The 12,922-nt window shown below is 73.2% G+C and carries 10 protein-coding genes; all 10 read right to left on the bottom strand.

Annotation, left to right across the window (positions count from 1 at the left end; all coding sequences use genetic code 11):
- Positions 1–2: 2 nt before the first annotated feature.
- On the bottom strand, positions 3–1,280 hold the full coding sequence (locus E0L36_RS25965) for a thymidine phosphorylase (RefSeq protein WP_180931763.1): 1,278 nt from the start codon (positions 1,278–1,280) through the stop codon (positions 3–5).
- Between the two features lie 295 nt (positions 1,281–1,575).
- On the bottom strand, positions 1,576–1,998 hold the full coding sequence (locus E0L36_RS25960) for a cytidine deaminase (RefSeq protein WP_180931762.1): 423 nt from the start codon (positions 1,996–1,998) through the stop codon (positions 1,576–1,578).
- Positions 1,995–3,281, bottom strand: a complete 1,287-nt coding sequence (locus E0L36_RS25955) for an ABC transporter permease (protein ID WP_180931761.1) — start codon at positions 3,279–3,281, stop codon at positions 1,995–1,997. Before E0L36_RS25955 ends, E0L36_RS25960 begins: the two co-directional genes overlap by 4 nt.
- Positions 3,278–4,408: an ABC transporter permease gene (locus tag E0L36_RS25950; protein WP_308416945.1), complete on the bottom strand. Its 1,131-nt coding sequence runs from the start codon at positions 4,406–4,408 to the stop codon at positions 3,278–3,280. The genes E0L36_RS25955 and E0L36_RS25950 overlap by 4 nt, the downstream gene beginning before the upstream one ends.
- Positions 4,405–6,024: an ABC transporter ATP-binding protein gene (locus tag E0L36_RS25945; protein ID WP_374705592.1), complete on the bottom strand. Its 1,620-nt coding sequence runs from the start codon at positions 6,022–6,024 to the stop codon at positions 4,405–4,407. Before E0L36_RS25945 ends, E0L36_RS25950 begins: the two co-directional genes overlap by 4 nt.
- Before the next feature lie 263 nt (positions 6,025–6,287).
- On the bottom strand, positions 6,288–7,334 hold the full coding sequence (locus tag E0L36_RS25940) for a BMP family ABC transporter substrate-binding protein (protein ID WP_308416944.1): 1,047 nt from the start codon (positions 7,332–7,334) through the stop codon (positions 6,288–6,290).
- 213 nt (positions 7,335–7,547) lie between these two features.
- On the bottom strand, positions 7,548–8,834 hold the full coding sequence (locus tag E0L36_RS25935; RefSeq protein ID WP_180931759.1) for an amidohydrolase: 1,287 nt from the start codon (positions 8,832–8,834) through the stop codon (positions 7,548–7,550).
- Positions 8,835–9,039: 205 nt separating this feature from the next.
- The gene (locus E0L36_RS25930) at positions 9,040–10,128 is read right to left on the bottom strand and encodes a hypothetical protein (RefSeq protein ID WP_180931758.1); all 1,089 of its coding nucleotides are present in this window, start codon (positions 10,126–10,128) and stop codon (positions 9,040–9,042) included.
- Positions 10,129–10,437: 309 nt separating this feature from the next.
- Positions 10,438–11,424, bottom strand: coding sequence for an N-acetylneuraminate synthase family protein (locus E0L36_RS25925; protein WP_180931757.1), 987 nt, complete (start codon positions 11,422–11,424; stop codon positions 10,438–10,440).
- A 145-nt stretch (positions 11,425–11,569) separates the two neighbouring features.
- Entirely contained in the window at positions 11,570–12,922 is a 1,353-nt protein-coding gene (locus tag E0L36_RS25920; protein ID WP_308416948.1) for an acylneuraminate cytidylyltransferase, read from the bottom strand.

The raw sequence follows: 12,922 nt of genomic DNA, 5'->3' as shown, positions 1-12,922 counted from the left end.
GGTCAGGCGATGCGTTCGAGGATCACCGGGTCCGGGGTGACCGGGTCGCCGGGCGGGGCGATCTCGTAACCGCCGTCCAGCGCGGCGCGCGCGTAGCCGAACGCGTCCGGGGTGTCGGTGTGCAGCGTGAGCAGGGGCTGGCCCGCGCGGACCGGGTCACCTGGTTTGGCGTGCAGTTCGACGCCGGCTCCGGCCTGCACGGGGTCCTCCTTGCGCGCGCGCCCGGCGCCCAGGCGCCAGGCGCAGAGGCCGACCGCGTAGGCGTCGAGGGTGCGGAGCACCCCGTCGGCGGGGGCCGTGACCACCTCGGTCTCGCGGGCCACGGGGAGCGCGGCGTCCGGGTCACCGCCCTGTGCGGCGACCATGCGGCGCCAGTGGTCCATGGCGGAGCCGTCCGCGAGGGCCTTCGCCGGGTCCGCGCCGAGGATCCCGGCGGCGTCCAGCATCTCGGCGGCGAGCGCCAGGGTCAGCTCGACCACGTCCGCCGGTCCGCCGCCCGCCAGCACCTCCACCGACTCGCGGACCTCCAGCGCGTTGCCCGCGGTGCGGCCCAGCGGGGTGGACATCCCGGTGAGCAGCGCGGCGGTCCGCACCCCGTGGCTGTTGCCCAGCTCGACCATGGTGGTGGCGAGTTCCCGCGCGGAGTCGAGGTCCTTCATGAACGCCCCGGAGCCGACCTTGACGTCCAGGGTGAGCGAGTCGGTGCCCTCGGCGATCTTCTTGGACATGATCGACGAGGCGATCAGCGGGATGGCCTCGACGGTCCCGGTGACGTCACGCAGCGCGTAGAGCTTCCGGTCGGCGGGCGCCAGACCGGATCCGGCGGCGCAGACCACCGCGCCGACCGAGTCGAGGACCTCCAGCATCCGCTCGTTGCCGAGGTCGGCGCGCCATCCGGGGATGGACTCCATCTTGTCGAGGGTGCCGCCGGTGTGGCCGAGACCGCGTCCGGAGAGCTGCGGGACCGCGGCTCCGCAGGCGGCGACGAGCGGGGCCAGCGGCAGCGTGATCTTGTCGCCCACGCCGCCCGTCGAGTGCTTGTCGGCGGTCGGCCGCACCAGGGCGGAGAAGTCCATCCGCTCCCCGGAGTTGATCATCGCGCCGGTCCAGCGGGCGATTTCCGTCCTGGTCATGCCGTTGAGCAGGATGGCCATCGCGAGAGCCGACATCTGCTCGTCCGCGACCGCGCCGCGCGTGTAGGCGTCGATGACCCAGTCGATCTGCTCCGACGTGAGACAACCGCCGTCCCGCTTGGTGCGGATGACGGAAATCGCGTCCATATGTGCTTCCTTTCAGGGAGGGCGGCACCCTTTCTACCCGCATAGACCCCGTCGGTGCGAGACGGCCCCACGCCCCGCCCCGCCGCGCGCCGCTCCCCCGCCGCCCGTCCGGCACCGCTCCGGCTGCCGAACTCCCGTACGGAGGGCGTGGGTTGGCGGTTGGGAGACCGCGCCCGCGCCCCGGCGGGCGGTACGCGCGCGGCGGGCGAGCCGGCGGGCGGCACGGACTGGCCGGTGGTGACGCACCGAACGGACGGCGCCCGGCCACCGTGTGGGCCGGACGCCGTCCGGGGGGTCAGCGGTCGAGATCGCTGGTGCCGAAGGCGTAGGGCAGCAGTTCGGAGAGCGGGCGGACGCCGGAGGCGGTCTCCACCCGCAGCTCCGGACCGCCGTGCTCCCACAGCAACTGACGGCAGCGGCCGCACGGCATCAGCAGCTCGCCGTGCCGGTCGACGCAGGTGAAGGCGGTCAACCGGCCGCCGCCGGAGGCGACGAGCGCCGAGACCAGGCCGCACTCCGCGCAGAGCGCCACCCCGTAGGCGGCGTTCTCCACGTTGCAGCCGGTCACGGTGCGCCCGTCGTCGACGAGGGCGGCGGCGCCGACCGGGAAGCCCGAGTACGGGGCGTAGGCGCGGCGCATCGACTCCGTCGCCTCCTCGCGGAGCGCTGGCCAGTCGACGGCCGCCGTCCGCTCGGCCGGGGGCTCCCGGTCCGTCATCCGCCGTCCCCTCTCCGATAGGACTTGCCCACCGACTTGGGGGGCCGGAGCCGCTGGGCGAAGAGCGCCAGCACCAGCAGGGTGGCGATGTACGGGCTGGCCTCGACGAGCTCCAGCGGAACGGTATCGGTCGAGAGGTACCAGATGACCAGTGCCACGGCGACGATCCCGGAGACCGCGGCGGCGGCCCGCTGCGCCGCGCGCCAGCGCAGCAGCGCGTAGACGGCGAGCAGCGCGGCCAGGCCGAGCAGCAGCGCGTGCACCGAGGGCCCGCCGCTGCGCAGCTGCATGGCGTCCATGAAGCCGAACAGCCCGGCGCCCATGGCGACTCCGCCCGGCCGCCAGTTACCGAAGATCATCGTGGCGAGGCCGATGTAGCCGCGGCCACCGGTCTGCCCGTCCTGGTAGAAGTGCACGGCGATGGCGAGGAAGGCGCCGCCGAGACCGGCGAGCCCACCCGAGACCAGCAGCGCCAGGTACTTCTGCCGGTAGACGTTGACGCCGAGCGACTCGGCGGAGAGCGGCGCCTCGCCGCAGGCCCGCAGCCGCAGGCCGAAGGCGGTGCGCCAGAGCACGAAGAAGCTGCCGACGAAGAGCAGCACCGTGAGCAGCGTCAGCCAGGAGACGTTGGTGACCAGCGCGGCGAGCACCCCGGCCACGTCGGAGACGAGGAACCAGCCCTTGTCGGCCAGGGAGCCGAGCCCGTCGGAGAGTCGCGGAACCGTGAAGTCCGGCATGTCCTCCATGGGGGGCGACTGCTTGTCGTTGCCTCCGGCGTCGGCGGCCTTGCTGCCCTCCGCGCCGAACCAGAGCGTGGCGAGGTACTGGGTGATGCCCAGCGCCAGGATGTTGATGGCCACACCGGAGACGATGTGGTCAACGCCGAAGGTGACGGTGGCGATGGCGTGCACGAGCCCGCCGAGCATGCCGCCGATGACCCCGGCCAGCGCCGCCGCCCACGGCCCGTGCTGCCAGCCGATCCATCCGGCGGCGAAGGTGCCGAGCATCATCATGCCCTCAAGGCCGATGTTGATGATGCCCGCCCGCTCGGCCCAGAGCCCGCCGAGACCGGCGAGGCCGATCGGGACGGCGGCGGCGAGCGCGGCGCTGAACTGCCCCCTGGAGGTGAGGTCGTCGGCGCCGGTGAGTATCCGCAGCAGCGCCACGACGAGCAGCGCGCCAGCGATGATCAGCAGCACCACGGGGAGGCTGAGCCGGCCGCTGACGTTCCGCAGCGCGGGCACGCCCCAGGTCTTTGGGGGATCCGTACGCGTGGGGGTCATGCCGTGGCCTCCGCCTTGTCGCCGCTGTCATTGTCCGGGGTGCGCCCGGCGGCGAGCTCCTCGCCGACCCGGCGCTGCTGGGTGCGCAGGCCGTAGCGGCGCACGACCTCGTACGCGACGACCACGCACAGCACGATGACGCCCTGGATCACACCGACGATCTCCTGCTCGTACCCCTCGAACTCCAGCCGGGAGCCGGTGCGGTCGAGGAACGCCCACAGCAGCGCGCCGAACGCCATGCCGACCGGGTGGTTGCGGCCGAGCAGCGCGATGGCGATGCCGGTGAAGCCGATCCCGGCGGGGAAGTCGGTGCCGTAGTTGTAGGACTCGTTGAGCAGGGTCGGCATGCCGACCAGCCCGGCGGCGGCGCCCGAGAGCAGCATCGAGACGACGATCATCCGCTTGACGCTGACCCCGCCGGCCTCGGCCGCCGGTTCGTTGGCGCCGACGGAGCGCAGGTCGAAGCCGAAGCGGGTGCGGTTCAGGGTGAACCAGTACAGGAGCCCGGCCAGCACCGCGATGACCACGAAGCCGTATACCGGCTTGGGGTCGGTCGGGAAGGTGAAGAAGTGGCTGGAGCTGGGGATGGGCTCGGTGTGCAGCAGGTTGCCGTCCTTGATGGCCAGCCGCCCGTCCTGGAGGAAGTAGCCGATCAGCGAGGCCGCGATGGAGTTCAGCATGATCGTGGTGATCACCTCGCTGACCCCGCGGGTAGTCCGCAGCAGTCCAGCGATACCCGACCAGATCGCGCCGACCAACATCGCGATGATGATCAGCAACGGGATCTGGATCAGCCCGGGCAGCGCCATCGAGCCACCCACCGCGGCGGCGGTGAAGGCCGCCACCCGGTACTGGCCGTCGACGCCGATGTTGAACAGGTTCATCCGGAAGCCGATGGCCACCGCCAGCGCCGCGAGGTAGTACGGCACCGACTTGTTGATGATCCAGACCTGGCTGTCGCTGTACCGGGCGTAGTCGCCCATGATCCCGAAGGCGCGGATCGGGTCCTTCCCCGCGACCAGGAACACGGCCGAGGTGATGACCATCGCGGTGACCAGCGCGAGGGCGGGTGCGGCGAGGGCGAGGACCAGTTTCTCCCTGGTCAGCCCCCTGGTGAAGCTCTTCACGCCCCGTCACCGTCCTTGCTGTCGTCGCCGTCGTCCGCGCTTCCGCCCGGCGTCCCCCGTCCGTCCGGGGTGTCCGGCGCCTCCGCTGCGCCGGAGGCCGGGCCGGGGGTGCCGGTCTCCGTCGCGTGGTCCTCGTCCCCGGTGAGGTGGCCGCTGGCCGCGCCGGTCATCGCGCCGCCCAGCTCCTCCGGGGTGATCGTGGCCGGGTCGGCGTCCGCGACCAGCTGCCCCCGGTACATCACCCGCAGGGTGTCGGAGAGCCCGATGAGTTCGTCCAGGTCCGCGGAGATCAGCAGGACCGCCAGCCCCTCGCGGCGCGCCTCCCTGATCTGCTCCCAGATCTGCGCCTGCGCGCCGACGTCCACGCCCCGCGTCGGGTGCGCGGCGATCAGCAGCTTCGGGTCGTGGCTCATCTCCCGCCCGACGACCAGCTTCTGCTGGTTGCCGCCGGAGAGGCTGGCCGCGGTGACCTCGATACCGGGGGTGCGCACGTCGTACTCGGCGACGATCCGTTCGGTGTCCGCGCGGGCCCCCGCCGGATCCAGCAGCGCGCCACGGCTGTTGGGGCGCTGGGTGACATGGCCCAGGATGCGGTTCTCCCACAGCGGCGCCTCCAGCAGCAGCGCCTGCCGGTGCCGGTCCTCCGGGATGTAGCCGATTCCGGCCTCGCGGCGGCTCCGGGTGGAGGCGTGGGTGAGTTCCGCGCCGTCCAGGGTGACGGTGCCGCCGTCCGGATCGAGCAGGCCCATGATGGCCTCGACGAGTTCGGACTGGCCGTTCCCCTCGACCCCGGCGAGGCCGAGCACCTCGCCCCGGTGGATGGTGAGGGAGATGCCGTCCAGCACGGTGCGCCGGACCGCGTTCGCGGTGTCGGCGACCGTCAGCCGCAGGTCGTCGACGCGCAGCACCGGCGTGGTGGTGACCGTCGACTCCCCGGTCTGCGGGGAGGGCAGCTCGCTGCCGACCATCAGCTCCGCCAGCTCCCGGCGGCTGGTCTCCTCCGGCCGCACCGAGGAGACGGTCGTCCCGCGCCGCAGTACGGTGATGTCGTCCGCGACGGACAGCACCTCGCCCAGCTTGTGCGAGATGAAGATGACGGTCAGGCCCTCGGACTTCAGCTCCCGCAGGTTCTCGAAGAGCGCGTCGACCTCCTGCGGCACGAGCACCGCGGTCGGCTCGTCGAGGATCAGGGTGCGGGCGCCACGGTAGAGGACCTTCAGGATCTCCACGCGCTGCCGGTCCGCGACCCCCAGCTCCTCGACGCGCGCCTCGGTGCGCACCCCGAGCCCGTAGGTCCGCGACAGCTCCTCGATCCGGCGGCGCGCGGCGGCGCCGAGGCCGTGCAGCTTCTCGGCCCCGAGGACGATGTTCTCCAGCACCGTGAGGTTGTCGGCGAGCATGAAGTGCTGGTGCACCATGCCGATCCCGCGGGCGATCGCGTCCGCCGGGGTGTTCAGCTCGACCTGCTCGCCGTCCAGCTCGATGGTGCCCTCGTCCGGCTTCTGCATGCCGTACAGGATCTTCATCAGGGTGGACTTGCCCGCGCCGTTCTCGCCGCACAGGGCGTGCACGGTGCCCCGGCGGGCCTCCAGGTGGATATCGCGGTTGGCGACCACGCCGGGGAAGCGCTTGGTGATACCGCGCAGCCGGACGGCGGGCGCGGCTCCGGCGGCCGTGGTTCCCGAACCACGCGGCTCGGGGCTGGGTGCACCCCCCTGGCCGCTGGGCTCGGGGGGAGTTTCTGGCGCTGGGATGACGACTCCTCAGGGCGGAGGGGCGGGCTGGGGATGGCGAGAGCGGAGCCCGGCGGTGTCGCCGGGCGGCCCCGCCGGTGGCGCGGCGCGGGTCCGGAGCGGGTCCGGGCGCGGCGCCGCCGCGGCTACGGGGATTCCTTGACCTTCACCTTGCCGTCCACGATGCGCTTCCGGGCCTCGCCGATCTCGTCCTTGATGTCGTCGATGAACCCGCCGGAGGTGGCCAGGGTGACGCCGTCGCGGCGCACGTCGTAGGTGTGCACACCGCCCGGCTTCTTCCCCTCCTCCACCCGCTTGACCAGGTCGAGCACGGCGACGTCGACGTTCTTCACCACGGAGGTGAGGATCCGGTCCCGGTACTTGCGCAGGCCGGTCTGGCGGTACTGGTCGGAGTCGACCCCGATGGCCCAGGCGCCCTTCTTCTTGGCGACGGCCTCGATGGATCCGGCGCCCGACTGCCCGGCGGCCGTGTAGATCACGTCGATGCCCCGGTCGAGCATGCCGTTCGCCTTCGCCTTCGCGGCGGCGGGATCGTTGAACCCCTTGTCGTTGTTCGGGTAGAGGTACTGCGAGACGATCTTCGCCTTGGGGTCGGTGTCCTTGACCCCCTGCACGAACCCGGCCTCGAACTTCTGGATCAGCGCGTTGTTCACCCCGCCGATGAAGCCGACCTTGTGCGACTTGCTCTTCAGCGCGGCGGCCACCCCGGCGAGGTAGGAACCCTCGTGCTCGGCGAAGACCATCGCGTTGACGTTCTTGCCCTCGGGTACCGCCTCCACCACGCCGAAGGTGGTGTCGGGGAAGTCCGCGGCGACCTTCTGCACGGACTGGCTGTAGGCGAAGCCGACGCCGATGACCGGGTCGTAGCCCGCCTCCGCGAAGGAGGTGAGGCGCTGCTCGCGGTCGGCCTCGGTCTCGCCGTTCTTGGCGGTGAGCATCTTGGCCTTCACGCCGAGCTTCTTCTCGGCCTCGTCGACCCCGCGCGCGGCGGACTCGTTGAAGGAGTGGTCGTCGCGTCCGCCGATATCGAATGCGAGCCCGACGCCCGAGTCCTTAGACTTGTTGGCCTCAGCGAAGCTCTGCCCGCAACCTGTGGCGAGGACCGCGACCAGCGTGCTGGTGACGGCTGCCGCGGCGGTTCGGGCAGCGGTGGTCCTGATGACCTGGGGCACAGGTCCTACTTCCCTTCGCTCGACGTGCGGCGCCGCGCCGCGGTGTCCGGATCTCCGGGACATTAACGCGCGTAGAACACCTGCGGAAGCCTCATCCGCCCGCCGTTATCGTTTCGTCGCGCGGCCCGCCCCGGCGGTGCGCTGCGCCCCCTCCCACGGCGTCCGGCGGCGCCGTCCCCTCCCCCGGGCACGGCGCCCCAACTCCGCGGTCTCTCAGCCCCGTTCGGCCTCCAGCAGGGCCGTCGCGGTGAACAGCTCCACCGCCACCCTGATCGCCGACTCGTCCACGTCGAAGTCGCCCTGGTGGATGTCGCGGCTGTGGCGGGCTCCCGGCGGGCGCACCCCGAGTCGCGCCATCGCGCCGGGGACGTGCTCCAGGTACCAGGAGAAGTCCTCCCCGCCAAGGCTCTGTTCGGTCGGTTCCACCGCCTGCGGTCCGCGTCGCGCGGTCATCGCCTCACGCAACAGGTCAACGCTGCCGGGCTCGTTGACCACCGGCGGCACCCCGCGTACGTGACTGATCTCCGACTTGGCGCGGTGCACCGTCGCGACCTCGTCGATCGCCGCGTGCATCAGGTCGGGCGCCTCACGCCACTCCGCGATCGACAGGCAGCGCAACGTGCCCGACAGCTCGGCGCGTTGGGGGATGACGTTGGGGGCGTGGCCCGCGTCGATCCGGCCCCAGGTGACGGCCAGCCCCGCACGCGCGTCCACCCGCCTGCTGAGCAGCGCCGGGACGTCCGTGACCACCCGGGCCGCCGCGGTGACCAGGTCCGTGGTCAGGTGCGGACGGGCGGTGTGGCCGCCCGCGCCGTGCAGCACCACCTCCAGCCGGTCGCAGGCGGAGGTGATCGGGCCCGCGCGCAGCCCGATGCGTCCCGCGTCCACCCGGGGGTCGCAGTGCACCGCCACGATCCGGCCCACGCCCTCCAGCGCGCCGCCGTCGATCACGTCCGTGGCGCCGCCGGGCAGCACCTCCTCGGCGGGCTGGAAGACCAGCCGCACCGGACGGGGCAGCCGCCCGGCGCGGGCCAGTTCGGCCAGGACGAGCCCCGCGCCGAGCACGGCCGTGGTGTGGACGTCGTGGCCGCAGGCGTGCGCCCGCTCCGGGACCGTCGAGCGGTAGGGCACCGTCTTGGTGTCCGGGATGGGCAGCGCGTCGATGTCGGCGCGCAGCGCGAGTACGCCCCGGGAGCCGGACGGCGGCTCGGCGGGTTCCCCGGCCAGCCCGGGGTGGATGTCGCAGAGCAGTCCGGTGCCGACCGGCAGAACGTGCGGGCGCAGCCCGGCCTGCTCCAGTCTCGCTTTGATCGCCGCGGTGGTACGGAACTCCTGGTTGCCCAGCTCGGGGTGCATGTGGAGATCACGACGGAAGGCGACTAACTCGCGAAACAGCGCGTCGGGCAGTGCGCCGGGCAGGTCGGCGCGGGCGCTGATGGCTTCCCCGGCGGGGGTCGCGGGGACGGCGACCTCCGGGTCGGGAGACAGGAGTTCGTTCATGGAACGAAGACTAGGCGTCCATGATGCGCAACTGACTACCGTTCCTTCAAAGTTCAGTCCCAAAGGGGAAGTGAAACTAGGCTGTGCGGCGGTTGCGCGCCCCGGCGTGTGGGTATGCCTACCCGCTTACCCTCCGCGGCCCCGTGCGGCGGCCCTGTGCGGTCCCGGACGGCTTCCGAGGGACACTCCGGGCCCCCGGTCCCGTTCAGGGCGTCCCGTAGGCCGACGGCAGCCGCCGGACGCCTCCGGCGGCCCGGGTGACGCCCGAGAGGAAGCCCCCGGCCCGTGGGGAGGCCCGGTCCGTCAGCCAGTGCGGGTCAACGTCCCGCACCGCGACGGTGACCGGGGTACCGCGCAGCGCCAGCGGCAGCGTGTGGACCACGGTGGAGGGGAAGCTGAGGACGGTGCGCCCGATCGGCCCGCGCCGCGCGACGAGTTCGAGCGGCAGGTCGGGGCGGACGATCTCCAGTCCGGTGGCCGCGGTGATCCGCTGGAGCTTCTCCCCGCTCTCCCGGCGGTGCGCGAAGTAGCGGGTGGCGCCGTGTGTTCGGGCGAGTTCCGCGACCGCCTCCAGATAGCGTTCGCCGTCCACCACGCCGGTCTCCACCAGCGAGGTGCCGACCAGGTCGGTCCCCCGGGTCAGCCGGGGCGGACCGAACCGGTCCCGGGTCCAGGCGAACTCGTTGGCGGTGACGGTGACCCCGGGCGGCGGTTCCACCGGCATCGCGCTGAACACCTCGACGTCGCGGCCCGGTTCGGGCCGCAGTCGACGCAGCGCGCGCCGGGCGAGCGGGGCGGACAGGGCCGCGCGGGCACCACCGGAACCCACCCGGTGCCAGCGCACCAGCCGTTCCCCGTGGGCGAGTTGGGTGGCGAACTCCATGGTGGCGCTGCCGTCGTCGACGACGGTGACGCGTCGGGCGGCGCTGAGAGCCAGCAGCAGCTGCACGTAGGTGGAGAACGGGTCGCCGATCACCAGGTGCGGGTTGCCGCGCAGTTCGCCGTAGAGCGAGCTGACGCAGCGCGGCGGCGCGGTCAGTCCGGCCCGCGCCTCGATCCAGCGCGGGGTGTGTCCCTCGTCGCGCACGTACTCGGTCATCCGGCGCAACTGGCCACGTGTCATGGGGTCGTTGGGGGCCAGTACGGCGATGGTGAGACCGCCGGGGAGGTCCCCGCGCTGGTGGGCCCACTCCAGGGTGTTCAGCAGCTGGACGGGGCTCTCGACGAACGCCAGCGGACGCGGGGGCCCGTCGGCGTGCTCCGCGCGTCCCACCGTTCCGCTCCCCCTCACCATCGTCCGCTCCGGGCCGCTCGCTCTCCACTGGTCCGGCCCGCCCGCCGCGCCGGTCGCGCGCCGGGTGCCGCCGGTCGCCGTCGCGGCCCGGCGCGGGGGCGCGGGCGGGCGGGTGCCGCGCACCGCCCGGTCCCGTCAACCCCCGGCGCTCGGGTCGCAGTTGAGCACCCCCACGGGTGGGGTGGGCGACCGGCCAGCTGTTCGGCCGCCGGCTCCCCCGCGCCCCCGCCGTCCGGCCGGGGCAGGTGCCCGGACGGGCGGGATGGCCGTGGCGCACGGGCGCCGGTCACGGCCGCCGCCCGCGGCGCGTCAGGCGGTGACGGGCGCACGGTCGGTGTCCCGTCCGGCCAGGTCGTCCACCGCCCCGGCCTCGGCCTCGGCGACCGCTCCGGGGACCCGGCGCAGCTTGGCCATCGGCGCCAACTCGCTGTCGTAGACCCGCTTGACGCCGTCGCCCAGCGACTCCTCGATGGTCCGGATGTCCCGCACCAGCCGCTGGAGGCCCCCGGGTTCCACCGAGGCCGCCTGGTCCGAACCCCACATCGCGCGGTCCAGCGTGATGTGCCGCTCCACGAAGGTGGCGCCGAGCGCGACGGCGGCCAGCGTGGTCTGGAGCCCGGTCTCGTGCCCGCTGTAGCCGACGGGCACGTTGGGGTACTCGGCGTGCAGCGTGTGGATCATCCGGAGGTTGAGTTCCCCGGCCTTCGCCGGGTACGTCGACGTGGCGTGGCAGAGCACGATGTTGTCGCTGCCCAGCACCTCCACCGCGTGCCGGATCTGCCGGGGGGTGGACATACCGGTGGAGAGCACCACGGTGCGGCCGGTGGCCCGCAGGGCGCGCAGCAGTTCGTCGTCGGTCAGCGAGGCGGAGGCCACCTTGTGCGCGGGCACGTCGAACCGCTCCAGGAACGCGACGGACTCCACGTCCCAGGGAGAGGCGAACCAGTCGATGCCGCGCGCCCGGCAGTGCGCGTCGATCGCCCGGTAGCCCTCCTCGTCGAACTCGACGCGGTGCCGGTAGTCGATGTACGTCATCCGGCCCCAGGGGGTGTCCCGTTCCTTGTCCCACTGGTCGCGGGGCGTGCAGATCTCCGGGGTGCGCTTCTGGAACTTCACGGCGTCACAGCCCGCTTCGGCGGCGGCGTCGATCAGCGCGAAGGCGTTCTCCAACTCGCCGTTGTGGTTGATGCCGATCTCGCCGGTGACGTAGACGGGGCGGCCGGGGCCCACCATCCGCCCGCCCAGCGCGCGCAGGCGTGAACCGCCGGTACGGGGAGGGGTGTTGAGGCTGGTCATGTTCTGGTCTCTCGTTTCCTTCAGGGGATGGGGAGTTGGGGCGTACGGCGGGGAGGCGACGTACGGGGCTTCGGGGAGGGGGAGTCGCGGCGTCGGGACCGGGGGGCGCGAGGGCGGTGCCGGGGCGCGGGCCCGGCGCGGGGAGTCAGAGGGTGGCGCCGAGAACCCAGGAGGCCACCTCCCGGACGGCTCCGTGCCCGCCGGGCCGCCCGGTGACGGCGCGGGCCGCCCGACGGACCACCCGGTGCGCGTCGGCCACCGCGACCGGCCAGCCCACCAGGCGCAGGCAGGGCAGGTCGTTCACGTCGTTCCCGAGGTACAGCACCCGTTCGGGCGGGATACCGCGCTCCGCGCACCACCGCGTGAGCGCGAGGTCCTTGCGGTCCACGCCGTGCAGCACCGGGAGGCCGAGCTTCCGGGCCCGCACGGCGACGACCGGGTTCTGCTCGGTGGACAGGACCAGCAGCTCCAGCCCGGAGCGGCGCAGCGCCGCGATCCCGAGGCCGTCCCCCCGGTGTACGGCCACCAACTCCCGTCCGTCCGCGTCGAGATAGACCCGGTCGTCGGTCTGGGTACCGTCGAAGTCGAGGATCACCGCGTCCACGTCCTCGCGGCGCGGACGCGCCTCGGGGTGGTGGGACGAGCCGGACCGGCCGAGGTCAACGGGGTCGTCTGGGGGGCCGTACTGCCCCGACCGATCGGCATCGCCGGGGAGTTGGGCGTCCAGCAGGGGGGCTAGGGCGCGGGCGCGGGCGAGGTCGTGCGGATCGTCGATCTCCAGCGTCCGCGCCGGGTCGGTGCGGACTGGCTCGACGCGGCCGAAGAAGCGGTGCCGCGCCGCCCGGAACCCGGCGGCGTCCATGCCGTAGACGGCGCCGGTCTCCAGCAGGTCCTCCGGGCGGTCCTGCCGCCTCGGCCGGTGCGCCGCGTCGTGGTTGACCCCGTGGCCGCCGGTGAGCGGGGCCGAACGGGTGGGTGTCGCGGGCCGGTTCACCGGCGCTGGGTCGCCTGGACGGTCGCGGCGGTTCCCGGGGGTGGAGGGGTCCGGGGGTGTGGTGGCGTGCGCGGGGGCGGCGCGCCAGACGAAGCCGTGGAAGGGGGCGACGGTCAGTGCGCTGTCCGCGCCGTCGGCCAACGCCCCCGCGACCGCGTCCAGTTCGGTCGCCGTCACGAACGGGCTGGTGCACTGCACGAGCAGTACCGCGTCGACCGGCTCGGCCAGCTCCGTCGCGTACCACTCCAGTGCGTGCAGCACCGCGGCCTCGCTGGTGGCCAGGTCGCCCGCGAGGCGCGCTGGCCGCTCCACCACCCGGGCGCCCTCGGCGCGCGCCACGGCGGCGATCGCCGGGTCGTCGGTGGATACCAGGACCCCGGTGACCCGCCGGGCCGCGTGGCAGGCGCGGACCGCGCGGGCGACCAGCGGCACCCCGCCGACCTCGGCGAGGTTCTTGCCGGGTACGCCCTTCGAGCCGCCGCGCGCGGGGATCACCGCGAGCAC

Source organism: Streptomyces sp. AJS327 (genome assembly GCF_013450295.1).
Classification (GTDB): domain Bacteria; phylum Actinomycetota; class Actinomycetes; order Streptomycetales; family Streptomycetaceae; genus Streptomyces.
This window is presented reverse-complemented; position numbering and strand designations above follow the sequence as displayed.